Genomic DNA, 18,038 nt, shown 5'->3' with positions numbered 1-18,038 from the left:
TTCCCGGAGCAGAAGGTGCTCTACCGTTCGGACACCAAGGCCCCGCTGTCGGTGGTCTCGCAGCGCTACAAGGTGGTTCAGCCGTTCGACGTGCTGGAGTTCTACCGAGATCTGACCGAGTACGCGGGCTTTGAGTTGGAGACCGCGGGCGTACTCAAGGGTGGCCGCAAGTTCTGGGCATTGGCGCGTACAGGCCAAGCCTCAGCACTCAAGGGTAACGACCTGGTCAACGGCTACCTGCTGCTGGCTACGTCCTGCGATGGCACCCTGTCGACCGTCGCCACACCGACGACGGTACGGGTGGTCTGCAACAACACCCTAGCCATTGCAGTGAACGGTGCTTCCGAGTCGATCAAGGTGCCGCACAACACCGAGTTCAACGCCAAGGCGGTCAAACGCCAGCTCGGAATCTCGGTCGCCCAGTGGGATGACTTCATGTACCGGATGAAGCATCTGTCTCAGCGCAAGGTGAACACCGGGGAAGCACTCGGCTACTTCCTGCGGGTGATCTGTGACACCGAGCAGGACGTGGAGGATCGCCGCGAGCTGACCCAGCACCGCGCCCTGCAGAAAGTGCAGGATCTGTACGCGGGTAAAGGCCGCGGCTCTCAACTCGCATCAGCACAGGACACCGCATGGGGCCTGCTCAATGCAGTCACCGAGTACGTCGACCACGAGAAGCGTGCGCGCAGTGCTGATCACCGTTTGGACTCGGCCTGGTTTGGCCAAGGCGCCACCTTGAAGCAAAAAGCGCTGGATCATGCCCTGGAGCTGATCGCCTGATTTTCCCGTACGGGTTTTCCGTTTCCCTCAATTCCCCTTTCTACTTACTCGCCTGAGCCCGATCAGTGTCTGCTGGTCGGGCTTTTGTGCGTCTGGAGTTTGCTTATGAATACGCATCAAACCACACCTACCAATGGCACGAACAAAGCTAACCGTGGCCTCCTGCGCTTGGTCAGCACCAAAGACCTGACTCGCAACGACTGGCTAGACGTGCGAAAACGCGGTATCGGCAGCTCGGATGCGGCAACCGCTATCGGCCTCAACCCCTACAAATCCCAGCTGGAGCTCTGGCTGGAGAAAACCAACCGTGACGTGGGACTCGCTAAACCCAACCCCGAAGACGACACCACCCCGGTGTTCTGGGGCGTGGTGCTGGAGCCGGTGGTGGCTTCCCAATATCAGCGCCGCACCGGCAACAAGGTGCGCAAGGTGAATGCCGTGCTGCGGCACCCTGACGTGCCCTGGATGCTGGCCAATATCGACCGGGAAGTGGTTGGCAGTAGTGAGGTGCAGATCCTTGAATGCAAAACGGCGGGTCTGAACGGTGCCCGCCTCTGGCGTGATGGCGTCCCCAAGTACGTCGAGGTTCAGGTCATGCATCAGTTGGCTGTCACCGGTAAGCAAGCGGCGGATGTGGCTGTGCTGCTCGGTGGGCAGCAGCTGGAGGTTTACCGCATCGAGCGTGACGAGGCGTTGATCGAGCAATTGATCGCCCTGGAGCGTCAGTTCTGGCACTACGTTGAGACCGACACTCCACCACCAGCAGATGGATCGGACTCGGCAGAAGCGGCACTGCGCCTGCTCTACCCCGCTGACGATGGTGAGCAGCTGGATCTTTCAGCAAATACAGCCCTGTCGGAGGCGTTCGATGAGCTCAAGCAGGTGCGCTCTTCCCTGAGTGATCTGGGCAAGCGCGAAGCCGAGCTCAAGCAGTCGCTGCAGCAGGCCATGGGCGAAGCCAGTAAAGCGCTCTTCGCCAGCGGCAGCATCAGTTGGAAGAAATCCAAGGACGGCACCGGTCTCGACCTGGATGCGCTGTTCAAGGACCACCCCGCGCTCAAGACGCAGTACCAGATCAGCAAACCCGGCAGCCGGCGCTTTCTGGTCAGTTGAGTCGCTTTATCTCCCATCACTCCCCTTCAGGCCGACTGCCGTTATGGCGTCGGCCTTTTTGTTTCCTCTAGGAGCATTCCCATGATCAAAGGCTTGGCAATCACCCCGCCCGTGCTCGGGCGTATCTCCATCGGTAAAGTAGTCGAGAAGAACGGCAAGCGCCTGCCGGAGAAAGACGACCAGTTCACCATCACCTCTCAGGTCCAGACCCGCGATGGCTGGCTGGTTCACCCGCTTGATGAGCTGCTGCGTAAGGAGCAAGGCGGCAAGATCCGCAGCATTCCCGTGCGCCTGCTGTTCAACGACCCGGAGCTCAACTTTCGCGCCGAATACAGTCTGTTTGACCGCACCAGTGGTAGACCGCTCTGTGTCGGTAACGGGGAGTCGTGCAAACGCTCAACGGCGGAAGGTATTCAGGCACTGCCCTGCCCCTCACCGGATGGCTGCCCCTTGGCACCCGGCGGCAACTGTAAGCCGTATGGCCGCTTGAACGTCGCCATCGGTGATGATGATCCGCTGGGTAGCTTTGTGTTTCGCACCACTGGCTACAACAGCATCCGCACCCTATCGGCCCGGTTGAGCTATCTGCAGGCCTTGTCCGGAGATCGGCTGGCGTGTCTGCCGCTGGAACTGCGCCTGCGTGGCAAGTCGACCCGCCAGAGTCACGGTGCACCGATCTACTACGTGGATCTGACCCTGCGTAGTGGCCTGAGCCTGGAAGAAGCCCTCTCTCAGGCGCATCACTTGGATCAATCGCGGCGTGATGCCGGCTTTGATCAACAAGCACTGGATGCTGCCGCACGTATGGGTCTGGTCAATGGGGCCTTTGAGGACAGTGAAGAAGACTCGCATCTGGTACTGGAGGAGTTCTATCCAGAGCAATCGGTCGTTGAGTCAGCGCCAGCAGCTACGTCTCAGAAGCCCGCGCCGCAGTACAGCAGCCGTCGAAGCCGCAACGGTAAGCCGACCCTGCACGACCTGATTCTTGAACGCACCCACAACCTGCAACAAGCCAATCCACCCGCCAGCGCCTGAGCGGGTGGTTTTTTCTATATCCGGAGATCACCATGAGCAAGCAAAAGTCGTCGTCGGCGCTGATGCCGACAGCGGGCATTGAGCTGTCCGAAACCGAAGTCCTGAGCTGGGCCCAGTCGATTCTGGAAGCCCGCTTTCATCGCAGCAACTACCTGACTAGCCCGAACCTGGTCCGTGACTACCTTGTGTCCCAACTGGCCCACGAGGAGCGAGAGGTGTTCGGCATCATCCTGCTGGATAGCCAGCATGGAGTGCTGCGCTTTGAACGGCTGTTCTACGGCACCATCGACAGTGCCAGCGTCTATCCCCGCGAAGTAATCAAAGCCGTGCTCAATGCCAACGCGGCTGCCGTGATCCTCGCTCACAACCATCCGAGCGGTGTACCAGAACCCAGCCAAGCTGACCGCACCCTGACCACCCGCCTGCACACGGCACTGCAAACCATCGATGTGCGCCTGCTCGATCACCTGGTGATTGGCGGAGCCACAGCGGTGAGCTTTGCCGAGCGTGGGTTGATCTGAGCGAAGCCGAAAAGGAGATCCAGCAATGATGAAGACCTGCAACATCTGCACCATCTGCAACAGCGCCACACTGATTCATCGGCAGAACCTGCGCACCCTGGTCGTGATGGCCGGGGTGCTGGATGTGCTGCTGCGTACTCATGTTGAGCGCCAGCAGGACGCGCCGACCAACCACGCACCGTGGGAGCAACTAGGAAAGCTGGTGGCATTACTGGCAGAGCCAACGCCCTTGCTGGAAGTAGGCGCAACTCAGGGAACTGCTCTGGCAGATAACGTGGCAAAGCACTGGCTGGGCACCTTCGACAGCCTGTGCCTGAACTGCGGCTTTTTGCTGATGGATGAGTCCGACGACCCAGCGCCGGAGTGATGCTCGGTTATTTGGTTTTCAGGCGCGCTGTCAGCTGCGCCACCAGACGCAAGACCAGCTCCCGGTCAGCGGTGTCCAGCGGCTCCAGCATGCTGCGTAGGTTACGCACCTGATCGTCGACATGCGGGCTCCCCTCCGTCAGCAGATCCACCGCTTCACAGCCAAATAGCGCAGCCAACTCATAAAGGCGGGCAACCGATGGCATGGCAATGCCCCGCTCCATCCGCGAGACCGCCTCAATGCCGATACCCAACTTGCCGGCAACACCGTCCTGCGTCATCCCCGCATCACTGCGCTTTTGCGCAATCGCCCGACCGATGCTCGCGGTCAGGGCGTTTTTTGGTTTGGCCATACCCCCTCCTATCCGACCTGAATGGTTGGGCATCGACCGATTGACATGAAGGACTTGAAACGATGAGAATCAACTCCACAGGTAGATTTGACGCCAATTTCTACGCTTTGACTCCACTAATTAGAAAAGGAAAGGACGCCATGAAGCACTCTCTCCGCGCCAGCGCGCTGCTCAGCGTACTGGCTTTCACCAGTATTCCCGCCACGGCAGCCGAGTGGACCAGCGGCTACGGCATGGGCACGACCGAGTACACGGTCACCGATGAATCCGGGAACGAGCTGTACATCGCCTGCCCTGGCAGCGACGGTGAATATGTCCATGCCTACGCCAAGATCCACGGGCAGTCCTACAGCTCGAAGAACGATCCCGGTTTCAACGTCATCCTCGATGGCACCGAGTACGGCAACCCGTTCGACACCATGTGCCGCATCTGCGGCCAGGCTTTCCCGAGCTTCTGGGAGCACCTGCGAACAGCCCAAACCCTGCAGATCAGCCAGGACGGGCAAACCGTCACGCTGCCCACGACCGGCATCGACGTACTCAAGCCGCTCAACCACCCGGGAAACACCTGCCAGTCAGCCTGGTGATCAGGTGCACCTATTCCAATAACGCTCACAAGGAGCCCGCTGTATGGAACAGAACAACCTCGACCGACGAGATCCCCAGGACGACGAGGACGATTACATCGACGACACCTTGCCGGTCCCCGTCAAAGTGCTCGGCTGGGCGCTGGCAGCCTTTGCCTTCGCCATCTTCGCTGTAACGTTCAACAACTCTGGCATGGTGCTGCGTGCTGGCTTTTTCGCCAAAGCCTTCGCGGTATTGGTGGGTACCTTGCTCGGCTGGGGCGGTGCCCTGCTGGGTGATGCCATCTGCCGCTTTGCGCGGCCGTCTGCCGTATTCACCACCGGCGGATTCTTCAGCCTGGTATTCACCAAGCTGTTTTGGATCGCGGGTCCTCAGCTGATCGGCATGGGTATTGGCGTGATGCTGGGCATGTCCCAGGTACAGTCCCGCATATAAGGAGTAAGGATGTGAAAAATAAACTATTGGCGGTATTGGCGCTGAGCGTACTGGCAGCGGGCTGTTCTAGCCCTGAAGACAAGATGCGTGGTGATTTCTTGTCAGGCTGCGCTCAAGGTGGTGCAGATAAAGAGGTATGCGGCTGCGTATTTGATAAGGTGATCGAGGAATATGACCTGTCCTACCTAGAACGCGTAAAACGCACTGGCGCTCCGAGCGAGGAGTTCATAAGGTTCAACGTGCAAGCCACGCTGCAGTGCAGCGGGGTCTACTGAGCAAAAGCACCTCAGTGGCCTTCGGGCCTGGCTGAGGTGCTTTTCTTTTTTGCAACGAGTGGCACAAACCATCCTAGTGGCCACGGCCTGAGACGCTGGTTATCAGTAGAACGTTCCCGGCTACCATCGGATGCAGCAGTTTCAACCGGCAGAAATCGGTAAAGTGCGGTCATCGCCAACCCTTCAGAACTGCACATTGGAGGTAGGCCCGCAACTGACTCGAAGCGGCAGACAGCCCCACTTGTAGCCACTCCCAAGATCTAAACCTCTGTGTACTCTGCGATCTCAAACGCCTCGAATAGTGCTACCACAAGCTCGCGTAAAGGCCGCGTCAGGTGTTCAATCCGGCCCAACCGTGCCAACCGACGTAAATACCCACGCCAATAATCAGCAAACTTGAGAGATAGGGTGCGCGGCGCGCCACAGCGCCCATCCACGGCCAGCGATTGGACGCATGGCGTGTTCCGATTGCCGCCGCAACGCCAACCGTGACCAGCGTCAACGCCAAACCGATGCTGAAACTGAGGACCAAGACAGCGCCTAACGTGACTTCCTTAACCTGCAGGCAGAGCAGCAGCACCGTGATTGCCGCGGGGCAGGGAATAAGCCCACCGGTCAGGCCGAACAAGATGACCTGGCCGGTGGTTACGTTACGGCTGGCGAAGCGCTGGCGAATGTCGTTTGCGTGCGCCCGCTCATGGGCATCCTGATAGCCCTCCAGCGATAACTCCAGACCTTCCAACTCGTCATGAGTGTGATCATGCCCATGCTCGTGAAACGACAGATCGTAGTCATGAGAGTGCCCGGCGTGCCCGAGACTGAGCCGCACGTCAAAGGCATGGGGTTCAGGAATAGCGTTTACCGATTCTAGGTAGCCATCGCGTTCAACAAAGGTGAAGACCCCGGCAGCGCCGCTCTCGCGAGTGGTCTGCAGTCGCACATCTGCCGACTTCCACGAATGTCCGCTGAGCGTTCGCAGACGCCATCGTGGCGGCGCATCATCTTCAAAAATGGACAGTTCAATACGTCCATGCCCGGTGTCGATGTGACGGGTTTCGGTGTGCGGCTGGTCATGTAAGTGGTGATGATCGTCGCCCTGTTCGAAGCGCCACATCTGCTCGCCGCGCCAAGTACGCCAGAGCATCCAAAGCGCAATGATGATGATCAGTGCTGCCGAGGCAAGCTGGAAATAGGGTTCAGAGGTTTCAGCGTCAAGGTTCTGCCCCAGATACATGCCGCCAATGGCGACCAGCCAGACCACCACTGTATGCGAAGCCGTCGCCGCCAACCCGAGCAATATGGCCTGACCAACCGTGCCCCGAATCGCCACGATGAACGCCGCCATCATGGTCTTCGAGTGTCCCGGCTCAAGACCGTGTAACGCACCCAGCACGATAGCTGTCGGGACATACAGCCAAGCCTGCGAAGCGCCCTGCTGCAAAAGGTCAGCGAAAGAAGACATGGCTCAGCTCTCAGAGGTACTTGGTAATTTGCTTGAACTCTTCCAGCGGTGCCCGCTCACCATTGGTGAGCGCCCCGACGGTGTGCTCCAGGCAATGGTCAATATGATCCTGAATCAGCGTGCGCTTGGCCTGGCATACAGCCTTTTCAACGGCGTGCAACTGCTGGGCAATATCCACGCAGGCTCGCCGGTCTTCGATCATGCCGACAATGCTGCGCAGGTGACCCTCAGCACGCTTCAACCTTTTGATGATTTCCGTATGACTTTGGTGCTGATGTTCGCCTTGGTGCTTGCTCATCGCGGAGTCTCATGCAACGATATTTAGATCGGCATCCTATCCCCCTGGGGGGGATGCAGCAACACAAACTTTTCTCATGCTGAGTCTGAGTATCGTCGTCAATGCTGATACATCTCGCCGCTTCCCGCTCACTGCCCATTCTGGCGCTTCTGTCGATGCTGCTATGGGCCGGGCATGCGCTGGCGGGATATAAAGACGGTAACGGGCAAGGTGCTCAAGCAACATACGATAACCATCCGCACAACCACGACGACTTGAACAGCCAAAGCCTGCAACCGGGCGGGGACCACCAGCACTCATCGCTGGTCGCAGACCATCTGCATGAAACCCCTCATCTGACAGCGTGGCCGCGAGCGCCCCGCGCGCAGGCAGAGGCACCCGCTTTCGGCTATGCCAAGAGGCTGGCCATCAGCCCACCCACCCGCATTGAGCGACCACCACGCACCTGATCTGCAGTCTGACATCGGCCTACGGGCCCAGACCTTCACAACTCAGGATTTTTTATGCAATCACTATCTCTACGCGGATATGGTGCGGCGCGTCGACCGCTCCTATTGCTGCTGGCATTAGCGTTAATGCTGGTCGGCATGCCCGAGGCACTCGCTCATGGCGTGCCGGAAGGCGACAAAGGCTTCATTCAGGAAAGCACCGGCGTGCTGTTTGTTCCATTCATGTACATGGGCGCAAAACACATGATTACCGGCTATGACCATTTGCTGTTCCTGTTCGGAGTGATCTTCTTTCTGTATCGCCTGAAAGATGTTGGCCTCTATGTCACGCTGTTTGCGGTGGGGCATTCGATCACACTGCTTTTCGGGGTACTGAGCAGCATAAGCATCAGCCCTTACGTGATCGACGCCATCATCGGTTTTTCGGTGGTGTACAAAGCACTCGACAACCTTGGTGCCTTTCAACGCTGGTTTGGAGTCCAGCCTGATACACGTGCCGCCACACTGATCTTCGGCTTGCTGCATGGCTTCGGTCTGGCAACCAAGATTCAGGAGTTTGAGATTTCGCCGGATGGCCTGATCGTCAATCTGATCGCCTTCAACGTCGGCGTTGAAATCGGCCAACTGCTAGCCCTTGGCGCGATTCTCATTCTGATGGGGTACTGGCGACGCACAGCCAGCTTCTGGCGTCATGCCTACACAGCCAACGTCGCCATGATGAGCGCCGGTTTCCTGTTGATGGGTTACCAGCTCACCGGCCTGATCGTTTCTCAGTAAGGAATTTTCATATGTTCAATAGCAAAGCTCCAACCCTTAATGAGCTGCCGAGCAGTCTTCAGCTCCTGCGCTCGACTGTCATCGCTCTGCTGGTGGCCATCGCGCTGCTGGTCACGGTGGTCATGCCATCTGAATACGCGATTGACCCAACTGGCGCAGGCCGCCTGCTGGGCCTTACCCAGATGGGTGAGATCAAACAACAGCTTGCTGAGGAAGCCGCCGGAGAAGTTACCGCGCCCGTTGCCCAAGTAGCGGTAGCCGCACCTCCAGTGGTTCAGCCAGCACCTGAACCTGCAGCAGCTGAGCCGGTCATGGCGCAAACGCCTGTTGTTGACGAAGTAGCAGCAGAGCCAGAAGTAGCCAGCCTGCAACACGAAATGAGCATATCCCTTGCCCCTGGTCAGGGCGCAGAGATCAAACTGGAAATGCTCAAAGGCACCAAAGTGAATTACTTCTGGACGGCCAACGGTGGTCAGGTGAACTACGACACCCATGGCGACCCCTACGGAGCGCCGCGTGACTTTTACCACGGCTATGGCAAGGGCCGCTTTATACCGGAGGACAGCGGCGTACTGGAGGCCGCGTTCGACGGCATGCACGGCTGGTTCTGGCGTAACCGGACTGACAAGCCAGTTACGTTGACGCTGCGCACTGAGGGTGAGTACATCGCCATCAAGCGCGTTATCTAAAAATGAGGAGGGCTGCGCCAGAGATGCGCAGCTCTTTTCAATGCGCGGGCATTTTTTCCGCCCCCTCGACCAGCAGCCTCTAACCTAAGCAAGAGAGCGCCGCCAGAGAGTTTTACTACGGCATGATAGCCTTTAGCCATTATGCAAGGAGCTCAATCACATTTCAGCTCTCCGACGAAGACGCTAAGACCCTGATTTACCGAGTCAATCAACCCATATCAGGCAAAAAAATCAACTGCCGTGCCCAAAGCAACGACTCATCTGGCGTGCTCCAGCACCGTTTGACCTGATCAATAGTCCGCTCCAGATCAGGGGAGTAGCGACGTTCTCGAAGCTGGGCTGTATCACTGGCGCAGTAGTGACAGAACCTCGAACCTGGAGGACTGACCAATCTGCAGCCTGAGCACTCAGCACCCAACCCGTCCCACTCGCGCACTGCCTGAAACATCGTTGAGACAATGAGCGCCTCTCGCTGTGTCCGAGTATGTTCGATACCCTCACCACCACGCCCGGTGGCCCTGGCTAGCGCACGCTGTGCCTCATGGTGCAAAACCAGCGCTTCTATGCGCTCCCGTTGCTGCTCGCTTGGTCTGGCAGCCGCTAAAGCTGCAGTTTCAATTCGCTCGGTTTCTGCCTGCTGCCACTCTGCATTAAGCCGCGCGGCCTCCGGTTCTAGCTCGACATAAGCCCGAGCAACCAGAGCCTCGCCTTTAAGCGAACGAATCCAGGTGCGGTTGAGGGGGTTATCCAGCACCGCATGCTGAAATACCGTTTCATCGTTGATATCCGCATCTGAAAGTCGATGCAGATCAATTTCGATACTTGAAACGTCCATAGCCTGCAGCCGGCGCTTGCGCTCATGCTCCTGACGCGACGAGCATTTGATGCGAACAATCAGGTTGTGCCCTTGCAGAGAAAGCCTGGCGTGAGCTCGCAGATCATCGAGGTCTACGAACCGTTCAACCTTGTCAGGGACAATCGACACAGCGTCAAAGCCAGCATCCCTGATAACGCTTCTGCCGCTCTTCAGGAAAATACTGACTCGCTCAGCGAATGAGGGCAGCTGCAGCCGCTGGTGCTGAGCGATCAGTTGCACTGCGGCCCGTCGGATACCCTCTGACCGACCACCGCTACAGCCCTCCAGCTCAGCATGCCGAAAGTACGGAAGGCGCTTCTCACCCTGATTGGCAGCAACTAGGGGTCGACGGCACGCAGGGCAAATACAGCCGCAACGCAGGCCGTTCTCAACCTCATAAGCACGAAGCATGATCCCGTCGCGCTCGCCCAACGGTATAGCCAAACCTGTCATTGTGCCGTCCTTGGCTTCACCATCCGCGTCAGATATCGAGCGCGGGCAGGTTGTTGACGATTTTCTGGGTTTCAAGACTCACGGTGACTACGCGCTGGAACAGCTCCAGTGGGTATTTGGGGTTACCCATGGTCTCGATGGCCCAGTCGTTGGCGTCGTTGACGATGCCGCTGGCTTTGTCAGTGCGGACCGCTTGGCGTTCCATCACCCAGTCCAGCGCAGCCTTGCCATTGACCACGTAGTCCCACGCTGCCTCTGGGATGTCTTTCAGCGTGATTTTGCCGTTGTAGATCACGGTGCTGCGGTCGCTCACGCTTTTGCCGGTTTCCGGGTCTTTTTTCTTGGCGAACTTCATCTTCTCGACGCGATAATCCGCGTCAGTCAGCTTGCCCTTGGCCTCGATGGTCAGCGGGTATGGCTCAACGGTTTCGTAGTTCAGGTGAAGCTCAGCCAGGGCCCGACCCGCCTTGCTGAAAGCCCAGAAGTCGGCGGCCTTCTTCACGGCAGGAATGCGCGGCAGCTCCTTGCTTAGGTTATCGGCAAAGCGTTCGCGGTAGTCCGATGAATGGAGGATGCCATAGACGTAGTAGAACAGGTCTTCTTTGCAGATCTGCTCGCTAGGGTAGGCCATCTGGAAGTGCGCCAGTGCTTCATCGGTAATGGCATCACGTCTTTGACGTTCTGCGTCTACCTCCGAGGCAAAAAGATCATCCTCATCCGCTTGCCGCGCCGCTTCGTCGTAGAGGTACAACGGGAAGCATTGAGCACCTGCTTCCATAGAGTTGAGGTCAGGGATAGCTGAACTGATTGTGAAGCTGAACTCTTTTGCCCCTTTTGCCGTCGTCATAATTACCAGATTCTCCGCCCCCGTTTTCGGGAATAGACGCGGCATCTGATACACCATCGCATTCATAGTACGGTCAAAGTACAAATACTGTTTGGTGAAAGGCCTGTACAAGCTTTTGCAGATTGCTCCGTTTGAGAAGCAATGTTTTGTTCCTTTCACCAAGTCTTGTAAAAGATTTCTGTTCCAGCTGATTTTCTGGGGATTAGCATCAATGAACTTATCAGCACGTGATTTCCGCTCTTTACTACTGGCCTCTCCACAGGCGAAATCAAAACTCCCCGACTGCTCGTTGTAAAAATCGATCATGCGCCCAATGTTGGCTTCTAGCTTGGTTCGGCTACTGTTGTATGCCCATGCATCACGACCTGTGGCCACCCCAAGAGAGAAATTGCCGAATATCTTGGGGCAATCTCCCTTCTTGTCACCCAACACGATGAATTGGCCAAAGCTTTGATCGCGCTGCCTCAACCAGTCACCATGAATGTCTGGCGTAATTTTCTGCCAGTTCTCTATACCTGCTACGCATGCATAGTTTGAAACTTTCTCCAGCTTTTCCTCACGACTGAGATAGTCCCCAATGTCGTGGAAATAAATCTCTCCATGGGTGCTCGCATCGGGATTCTTGACCAGCAGTGAAATAGCAATGGGGGCACGGCTGCCGCTGCCGAAAATCTTGCCACCTTCCTTACGTGAAGTTTCACCACTCGTGCGTTGGTTGCCGCGTAAATGGAACACATAAAGACAAGAGAACTCATCCGCCAAACACTTGCGCATACCATCTGCTGAGCCTGCCTCTAGGAAGCCGCCATTTGTAACAAAACCAATTATTCCCGCATCACCAACACGATCACTTGCCCAGCGGAGCGCACGGATATAGCTGTCATACAGACTTTTCACCGAGGTCATCTCTGAAAGAGCAGCGTAGGTTTCTTCGATACGGCGATCTAAATACGGATAGCTGATATTGGCATTATTATCGTTAGCACTGTCTTGGCCGATGGAGTAAGGCGGATTCCCCACAATCACCCGAATATCCAGCTCTTTCTGCCTTTTGCGGCGAGCACTGTTGTCTTCCAGCAGCTCATCGACCAAATCGTCCTTCTCGTACATCTGGAAGGTATCAGTTAGGCAGATGCCTTCAAACGGCGTGTACTCATCAATCACTTGCCCGTGGTACGCAGCCTCAATGTTAATCGCTGCGATGTAGTAGGCCAGCAGCACCAACTCGTTGGCGTGAATTTCGTGTCGGTACTTATGCGGCAGCTCTTCCGGCTTGATCAGGCCCGATTGAATAAGCCTGGTAATAAAGGTGCCGGTGCCGGTGAACGGGTCGATGATGTGAACACCCTTGCTCCCCAAGGTCTGACCAAACTCTTTCTGCAGCAGGTGATTGACACTGTGCAGGATAAAGTCGACCACCTCGACCGGGGTGTAGACGATGCCCAGCCGTTCAGTCATACGCGGGAAGGCGTTGCGGAAAAACTTGTCGTACAGCTCGACGATGATTCGCTGCTTGCCCTGAGCACTGTCGATGCCGGATGCACGCTGGCGGACGCTCTGATAGAACTTCTCCAGGGTATCCGCTTCTTTGGCCAACTGATGCTCATTCAACGCATCTAGCACCCCCTGCATGGCTTTCGACATGGGGTTGTGGCTGGCAAAGCTGTACTCATCGAACAGCGCATCAAACACCGGTTTGGTTACCAGATGCTGAGCGAGCATCTCGACGATCTCTGCATCGGTGATGCTGTCATTCAGGTCATCGCGCAGTTCGGCAGCGAAGGCGTTGAAGGTAGCCCGCTCGCTTTCGTAGTCGGGGTTTTCCAGAATGCCCTGGATGCGGTCGATATGGGTGCGGGCAATCTTGGCAATGTCGTTGGCCCAGTCTTCCCAGTGGTGGCGGTTGCCACACTTGTCGACGATCTTGGCGTAAATGGCCTTTTCGATCTCACCTACCTCGTAGGTCAGCTCGGCTTGCTGGGTCATCTGGCCTTCGGCTTCAAACTTGGGGCGCTTCTCGCCTATACCGTACTGGCCTTTGCCAACTTGCGCCTTGCTCGCGCTCTTCGACTTTTTCTCAGCCTTGTCGGTGATGGCGATCACTTCCATCTTGCGCGGGTCAGAGCCGATCAGATCCAGCTTATTGACCATGGCGTCAAAGCTATCGTCGTGCGAGCGCAGCGCCTGCAGGACCTGCCAGACCACCTTGTAGGTCTGGTTGTCGTTTAGCGCCTCGTGGGGCTCCATGCCAGCCGGGATGACAACCGGCAGGACGACATAGCCGCGCTTTTTGCCCGGCGCGTTGCGCATCACCCGGCCTACCGACTGAACCACATCTACCTGAGAGTTACGCGGCGTAAGGAAAAGCACAGCATCCAGCGCCGGCACGTCCACACCTTCTGACAAACAGCGCACATTGCTGAGGATGCGACACGTGTTTGCCGGGGGCTCTTCCTTCAACCAGTTCAGCTTGGCTTCCTTGGCGCTGGCGTTCATGCCGCCGTCGACGTGCTCGGCTTCGCAGATCAGCCGAGCTGCTTCTTCTATTTCTTCCGACTCCTGGTACGCCTCGACCACCGACTGGAACATGTTGGCGATGTTGACCGAGCTGACCTTGTGCTTGCTGCCCTTGTAGTTAGGCGAGATCACCTGGCAGAACGCGACCGCGCGCTTCATCGGCTCATTGTCACCAATCAGTTGCTCATGCAGCCCCTGCTTGGCCAGTGCCTTCCAGCACCCCACAATCTTGGCTGCATCGTCGACCTTCAGCTGATTATCCTCGTCTTTCAGCAGCTCCTGCAGGCGCCTGCTGATGACGCTCTCTTCAACCGTGAGCACCAGTACCTTGTAGTCTGTGAGCAGGCCACGCTGGACCGCTTCAGAGAAGTTGATGACGAACAGTTCTTTGCCGTAGAGCGCCTCGTCATCCATTGAGCACAAGGTGACTTCACCCGACTCTGCCTTGATCTTGGCGGTATCACCGTAGATTCGTGGCGTTGCCGTCATGTAGAGACGCTTGGCTGAGCGGATGTAATCGGCGTCATGAACACGCACGAAGGCGCTTTCGTCATCGTCGTCGAAGGTCGCGCCGGTGGTACGGTGCGCCTCGTCACAGATCACCAGGTCAAAGGCATCCAAACCGTGATCATGCTGAGCGCGACTGATGACATCGATGGAGTGATAGGTAGAGAACACAACGCTCATGTGGTCGGCATCATGGCGCTTGAGCATTTCAGCGGCCAAGCGATCAGCATGGGTGGTTGCCGGGTAACGCAGTTCATGGGTGAAGGTCTGAACGGCATCGTCCTCTGCCTTGCGCTTCTTACCCACGTCACTGTCCGAGCAGACGGCAAAGCTGTGCAGCGGTGTGTCGCTTTCCTGGGTCCACTCGGTCAGGGTCTGTGACAGCAACGACAGGCTCGGCACCAGGAACAGTACCCGCTTGCCTTTGCCGGCCAGACGCTCGGCGATCTTCAAGCTGGTGAAGGTTTTTCCGGTACCGCAGGCCATGATCAACTTGCCCCGCTCGGCTTGCTTCAGGCCAGCGGTGACGGCATTGAGGGCCGTTTGCTGATGCTCTCGGAGTTGCTTGCGCGCCTTTAGGGCAACAGGCTGACTCGGTTGATACCGTGCCCAGTCGATCTGGCTGTCTTCCAGCGCTTGCAGGTCAATCTTGCTGACCGGCGGCCGCTGGCCTTGCAGCGCATCCTCAGCGTGCTCGCTCCAGTTGTTGGTGGTGGTCACGATGATGCGGTGCGAAAACGGCGCTTTGCCTGAAGCGGTGAAGAAGCTGTCAATGTCCTTCTTCTGTACCCGGTAGTCCTCGGCGTACAGCTTGCACTGGATGGCGTGATACTCACCGGTGCCCTGAGTGCGTGCGACCAGATCGATACCCGTGTCCTTCCCGCTCAAATCGCGCTCTTTGGCCCACTCCGCATAGGTCCAGACTTTTTCGTAAAGGTCACGGTAGGTGGCTTCGTTACGCAGATAGACGCAGACGAGCTCTTCGAAGTAGGTGCCTTTCTCACGTTCAGTGACTGCAGCAGCGCGGAATGAATCAAGCAGAGATGACAGGGCTGACATCAGAAGTCCTTTTTTCTAGCCGTAGTGCCAGATGGCGATCTGGGCGAGTTTACCACCCTCCTACGTCTAGACCGAGACTCAAGACGCTAGCAGGAAGCCAACCTTGGCGTTGAAACAAATTAGCGCTTGAGCAGAGAGCCAAAACCGCAATACTGTATTTACATCCAGTCTTTTGGTTCTCTGTATGTCAAACGCCACGTTCATCGCCACGCTCACACCATCAACCCACCTGATCAGTCGGTTCGACGCTTCGGTGCCGGCCGGCTTTCCCAGCCCTGCACTCGATCACATGGAGCAAAAGCTGTCTCTCGACACGCTGCTGGATGTGCACGCGCCACACACGTACCTGGTCAGGGTGTCAGGCAACAGCATGACGGGAGTGGGTATTCATGACGGCGATGTGCTGGTGGTGAGCCGCGCCCTTAATGCAGGTCATGGCGATATTGTGGTCGCAGCTGTGAATGGGGAGGTGTTCGTCAAACGCCTGCACCGCCAGCGCCATCAAATCATCCTGCTATCGGAAAACCCCGATTACGCCCCCCGCTACATTCTTGAGGGCGATGAACTGCTGATCTGGGGCGTGGTGCGCAACAGCATTCGCTGGTACGCCACCAGTGACAAGGCATGAGCAAGAGCTACGCACTGATCGACTGCAACTCCTTCTATGCCAGCTGTGAACGGGTATTTCGCCCGGATCTGGCACGAACGCCTATTGTGGTACTAAGCAATAACGATGGCTGCGTAATCGCTCGCAGCGCCGATGCCAAGCCCTACGTTGCCATGGGTGAGCCGTTTTTCAAAATAAAGGATACATTGCAGCAACACGGCATCCTGGCCTTCAGCAGCAACTACGCTCTCTATTAAGTTAAGTGGAATGCTTTTGAGCTAGTCTGATTCTGTTTACGCTCAGGGGGCGCCCATGACCACTACCCCACCGCATGAGCAAGTGTTGAGCCGCTATCCCAGTGTTCAAGCGTGGCTGGAGCTACTGGGTAATCTGGGGCGTGCGTCGGCCACGCTTGATGCCTATGGCCGTGGCCTTGCGCATTACTTATTGCATTGCGAAGGGAGTGGGTTGAAACCCGAATCCGCGACATTCGAACAAGTCACGCTCTACATCCGTAAGCTGCTGCCTGGTGAAAAGAGTGCGGTAGCAAATTCAACGTTGCACCAACGGCTTACCGCCATCCGGTTGTGGTACGACCATCTAGTTTTTCAGGGTCTTTGCAAGCAAAACCCTGTACCTCGTGGACAACATGGTCGGCTGCTCCAGGTGCCTGGACATGAAGGCTTTGTCAGGGGCTTGGTCCCGCGGCTCATTAAGCTCCCAGACATTCTCACCGATGAGCAGTGGCGACACTTTCTCAGTATCGCGGCCAGGTCGTCTATCCGTGACCGGCTCATGCTGTCGTTGGCGTACTTCGGGGCTCTTCGCCGTGCCGAGTTGGTGGCCTTGCGGATAGAGGATTTAGACGTTGCACATCGGCTCATCTCGGTGCGAGCGGAAACGACCAAAGGCAAACGCAGCCGCGTCGTGTGCTATAGCCCAGAAATTGCCCCCGTATTAATCGAGCATCTACATGCTCTTCGCGGCGCAGGCTGGACGCGAGGTTCGTTGTTTCGATCAGAATCAGATCGTAATCGAGGCTCGTCACTGACCCGTTGGACGTGGAGTAAAACGGTCGAAGGGTGGGCCAAGGAAGCGAAACTATCGCACCTGAGCACTCACACCTTTCGCCACCTTCGACTTACGCATCTGGCCCGTGCTGGCTGGAAGCTCCATGAATTGACCACATATGCTGGCCATCGAGACCCCAAAACCACTTTAGTTTACCTGCACCTATCGGGCGCGGATCTCACTGCAAAGATGGCGCACTCCGTCGGCAGTCTCGATGCTCGGATGTTTAGTGAACTCTTTAGGTCTGAGGCATCGCAATGAGCGCTCCCTCCGTCACCCCTTATGTTCCGTTCGACGCGAGCCAGTACGCACGTCAGAGCGATCTATCGAATCTGGAGCTGACGATACTTTCGAATCGCCTTCACCGTTCAGACTGGCGCTACCTCCAATCAGAGATACCTGGGCTCATGAGGCCGCTGGCTGATATAGCGGCTCACAGCGGCGTTTCTCAGCGATTAGCAATTTGTTCAGTGGCTGCCATTCTCTGGAATGTCAGCAAGACTGGTAAACCCTACTGGTGTTGGTCTGAGTCGCAGTGGTTGACCTTGCTCAGTAGTCAAGCAGGATCACGACCTTACCTCGCTTCCGTTGCCTACCACCTCGGCGGTTTTCAAACCCCGCAGCGTATCGCCAAATTCCGACAGCCGGCGATATATGCTTCTTTTATCTTCGGCCATGAAGTGTTCAGGCATGAGCACGCTCGCTTGAGTCAAGCGTTGAGATCGCTGGGCTACGCTGCGCGCCATCTTGAGCAGTTCCTTTCCAGTGTGCTGGGCACCTTGATGCTGGAAAACGGAGATCCGCGGTTGGAGACGTTCACTGAGGAACTGCTGCTGAAGGGCCAGCAGCATCGAAGCGAAGGTGTCGCGAGATCGGTCGGAAAGGTGTCTCACGGCCTCGCTGCCATGGGGATTTTGGCGAAACTGAACCGCCCCGGGTTTCGCGGAGGCTTCAACTCCTGAGAAGATGAAGCCATG

17 protein-coding genes and 2 pseudogenes are annotated in these 18,038 nt (G+C 57.0%); 14 read left to right on the top strand and 5 right to left on the bottom strand.

Going from position 1 to position 18,038, the window contains the following annotated elements; all coding sequences use genetic code 11:
- From AAFM31_RS16895 to AAFM31_RS16875, 5 genes are all read left to right on the top strand, one after another.
- Positions 1–783, top strand: a 783-nt coding sequence (locus tag AAFM31_RS16895; protein WP_341709068.1) for a DUF932 domain-containing protein, incomplete at its 5' end; no start/stop codon positions are given.
- Positions 784–888: 105 nt separating this feature from the next.
- Positions 889–1,896, top strand: a complete 1,008-nt coding sequence (locus tag AAFM31_RS16890; protein ID WP_238870347.1) for a YqaJ viral recombinase family protein — start codon at positions 889–891, stop codon at positions 1,894–1,896.
- Between the two features lie 81 nt (positions 1,897–1,977).
- Complete coding sequence (locus AAFM31_RS16885; RefSeq protein WP_341709067.1) at positions 1,978–2,931, top strand: hydrolase or metal-binding protein; 954 nt, start codon at positions 1,978–1,980, stop codon at positions 2,929–2,931.
- A 32-nt stretch (positions 2,932–2,963) separates the two neighbouring features.
- Positions 2,964–3,452, top strand: a complete 489-nt coding sequence (radC, locus tag AAFM31_RS16880) for a DNA repair protein RadC (protein ID WP_341709066.1) — start codon at positions 2,964–2,966, stop codon at positions 3,450–3,452.
- Positions 3,453–3,477: 25 nt separating this feature from the next.
- Positions 3,478–3,819 (top strand): hypothetical protein, encoded by a 342-nt coding sequence (locus AAFM31_RS16875; RefSeq protein WP_341709065.1) that lies wholly within the window; start codon positions 3,478–3,480, stop codon positions 3,817–3,819.
- Positions 3,820–3,826: 7 nt separating this feature from the next.
- On the opposite strand, the gene AAFM31_RS16870 is transcribed toward AAFM31_RS16875, so the two are convergent.
- Entirely contained in the window at positions 3,827–4,171 is a 345-nt protein-coding gene (locus tag AAFM31_RS16870) for a helix-turn-helix transcriptional regulator (RefSeq protein ID WP_341709064.1), read from the bottom strand.
- 140 nt (positions 4,172–4,311) lie between these two features.
- Between AAFM31_RS16870 and AAFM31_RS16865 the strand changes: the two genes are divergently transcribed.
- Genes AAFM31_RS16865 through AAFM31_RS16855 form a run of 3 tightly spaced genes read left to right on the top strand, consistent with a single transcriptional unit; the run spans position 4,312 to position 5,469 of the window.
- The gene (locus tag AAFM31_RS16865; RefSeq protein ID WP_341709063.1) at positions 4,312–4,758 is read left to right on the top strand and encodes a hypothetical protein; all 447 of its coding nucleotides are present in this window, start codon (positions 4,312–4,314) and stop codon (positions 4,756–4,758) included.
- Between the two features lie 43 nt (positions 4,759–4,801).
- Positions 4,802–5,194 carry a hypothetical protein gene (locus AAFM31_RS16860; RefSeq protein WP_341709062.1) on the top strand — a complete coding sequence of 131 codons (393 nt, stop codon included), beginning with the start codon at positions 4,802–4,804 and terminating at the stop codon, positions 5,192–5,194.
- 11 nt (positions 5,195–5,205) lie between these two features.
- Positions 5,206–5,469, top strand: coding sequence for a hypothetical protein (locus tag AAFM31_RS16855; RefSeq protein ID WP_341709061.1), 264 nt, complete (start codon positions 5,206–5,208; stop codon positions 5,467–5,469).
- 331 nt (positions 5,470–5,800) lie between these two features.
- On the opposite strand, the gene AAFM31_RS16850 is transcribed toward AAFM31_RS16855, so the two are convergent.
- Both AAFM31_RS16850 and AAFM31_RS16845 read right to left on the bottom strand, forming a co-directional pair.
- Complete coding sequence (locus AAFM31_RS16850) at positions 5,801–6,931, bottom strand: nickel/cobalt efflux transporter (RefSeq protein ID WP_341709060.1); 1,131 nt, start codon at positions 6,929–6,931, stop codon at positions 5,801–5,803.
- A gap of 10 nt (positions 6,932–6,941) precedes the next feature.
- Positions 6,942–7,229, bottom strand: a complete 288-nt coding sequence (locus AAFM31_RS16845; protein WP_341709059.1) for a metal-sensing transcriptional repressor — start codon at positions 7,227–7,229, stop codon at positions 6,942–6,944.
- Positions 7,230–7,732: 503 nt separating this feature from the next.
- Between AAFM31_RS16845 and AAFM31_RS16840 the strand changes: the two genes are divergently transcribed.
- The gene (locus AAFM31_RS16840; protein ID WP_341709058.1) at positions 7,733–8,455 is read left to right on the top strand and encodes a HupE/UreJ family protein; all 723 of its coding nucleotides are present in this window, start codon (positions 7,733–7,735) and stop codon (positions 8,453–8,455) included.
- Positions 8,456–8,466: 11 nt separating this feature from the next.
- Positions 8,467–9,144: a transmembrane anchor protein gene (locus tag AAFM31_RS16835; protein ID WP_341709057.1), complete on the top strand. Its 678-nt coding sequence runs from the start codon at positions 8,467–8,469 to the stop codon at positions 9,142–9,144.
- Positions 9,145–9,352: 208 nt separating this feature from the next.
- Here AAFM31_RS16835 and AAFM31_RS16830 read toward each other — a convergent pair whose 3' ends face one another.
- Together AAFM31_RS16830 and AAFM31_RS16825 are read right to left on the bottom strand one after the other, a co-directional pair.
- Entirely contained in the window at positions 9,353–10,432 is a 1,080-nt protein-coding gene (locus AAFM31_RS16830; RefSeq protein WP_341709056.1) for a hypothetical protein, read from the bottom strand.
- 49 nt (positions 10,433–10,481) lie between these two features.
- Positions 10,482–15,383: a type ISP restriction/modification enzyme gene (locus AAFM31_RS16825; RefSeq protein ID WP_341709055.1), complete on the bottom strand. Its 4,902-nt coding sequence runs from the start codon at positions 15,381–15,383 to the stop codon at positions 10,482–10,484.
- Positions 15,384–15,567: 184 nt separating this feature from the next.
- On the opposite strand from AAFM31_RS16825, the gene AAFM31_RS16820 reads away from it, so the two are divergent.
- The 4 genes and pseudogenes from AAFM31_RS16820 to AAFM31_RS16805 form a co-directional block, all read left to right on the top strand.
- Entirely contained in the window at positions 15,568–16,011 is a 444-nt protein-coding gene (locus AAFM31_RS16820) for a translesion error-prone DNA polymerase V autoproteolytic subunit (RefSeq protein WP_335601040.1), read from the top strand.
- Positions 16,008–16,244: pseudogene (locus tag AAFM31_RS16815) on the top strand (DNA polymerase V subunit UmuC); the annotation flags it as partial. The gene AAFM31_RS16820 and the pseudogene AAFM31_RS16815, both read left to right, overlap by 4 nt.
- 58 nt (positions 16,245–16,302) lie before the next feature.
- Positions 16,303–17,322, top strand: a complete 1,020-nt coding sequence (locus tag AAFM31_RS16810) for a tyrosine-type recombinase/integrase (protein WP_341709054.1) — start codon at positions 16,303–16,305, stop codon at positions 17,320–17,322.
- Positions 17,319–17,984: pseudogene (locus tag AAFM31_RS16805) on the top strand (integrase); the annotation flags it as partial. The gene AAFM31_RS16810 and the pseudogene AAFM31_RS16805, both read left to right, overlap by 4 nt.
- Positions 17,985–18,038: the final 54 nt, after the last annotated feature.

The sequence above is a fragment of the Halopseudomonas sp. genome (genome assembly GCF_038130085.1).
Classification (GTDB): Bacteria; Pseudomonadota; Gammaproteobacteria; order Pseudomonadales; family Pseudomonadaceae; genus Halopseudomonas.
The sequence above is the reverse complement of the archived record's forward strand: the minus strand, read 5'-3'. Positions and strand labels throughout refer to the sequence as shown.

Excerpts from the sequence above, each read along its gene's own strand:
- AAFM31_RS16865 (WP_341709063.1), top strand. The coding sequence starts at position 4,312 with ATGAAGCACTCTCTCCGCGCCAGCGCGCTGCTCAGCGTACTGGCTTTC.
- AAFM31_RS16840 (WP_341709058.1), top strand. The coding sequence starts at position 7,733 with ATGCAATCACTATCTCTACGCGGATATGGTGCGGCGCGTCGACCGCTC.
- AAFM31_RS16845 (WP_341709059.1), bottom strand. The coding sequence starts at position 7,229 with ATGAGCAAGCACCAAGGCGAACATCAGCACCAAAGTCATACGGAAATC.
- AAFM31_RS16875 (WP_341709065.1), top strand. The coding sequence starts at position 3,478 with ATGATGAAGACCTGCAACATCTGCACCATCTGCAACAGCGCCACACTG.
- radC (WP_341709066.1), top strand. The coding sequence starts at position 2,964 with ATGAGCAAGCAAAAGTCGTCGTCGGCGCTGATGCCGACAGCGGGCATT.
- AAFM31_RS16870 (WP_341709064.1), bottom strand. The coding sequence starts at position 4,171 with ATGGCCAAACCAAAAAACGCCCTGACCGCGAGCATCGGTCGGGCGATT.
- AAFM31_RS16820 (WP_335601040.1), top strand. The coding sequence starts at position 15,568 with ATGTCAAACGCCACGTTCATCGCCACGCTCACACCATCAACCCACCTG.
- AAFM31_RS16810 (WP_341709054.1), top strand. The coding sequence starts at position 16,303 with ATGACCACTACCCCACCGCATGAGCAAGTGTTGAGCCGCTATCCCAGT.
- AAFM31_RS16860 (WP_341709062.1), top strand. The coding sequence starts at position 4,802 with ATGGAACAGAACAACCTCGACCGACGAGATCCCCAGGACGACGAGGAC.
- AAFM31_RS16885 (WP_341709067.1), top strand. The coding sequence starts at position 1,978 with ATGATCAAAGGCTTGGCAATCACCCCGCCCGTGCTCGGGCGTATCTCC.
- AAFM31_RS16825 (WP_341709055.1), bottom strand. The coding sequence starts at position 15,383 with ATGTCAGCCCTGTCATCTCTGCTTGATTCATTCCGCGCTGCTGCAGTC.
- AAFM31_RS16890 (WP_238870347.1), top strand. The coding sequence starts at position 889 with ATGAATACGCATCAAACCACACCTACCAATGGCACGAACAAAGCTAAC.
- AAFM31_RS16850 (WP_341709060.1), bottom strand. The coding sequence starts at position 6,931 with ATGTCTTCTTTCGCTGACCTTTTGCAGCAGGGCGCTTCGCAGGCTTGG.
- AAFM31_RS16835 (WP_341709057.1), top strand. The coding sequence starts at position 8,467 with ATGTTCAATAGCAAAGCTCCAACCCTTAATGAGCTGCCGAGCAGTCTT.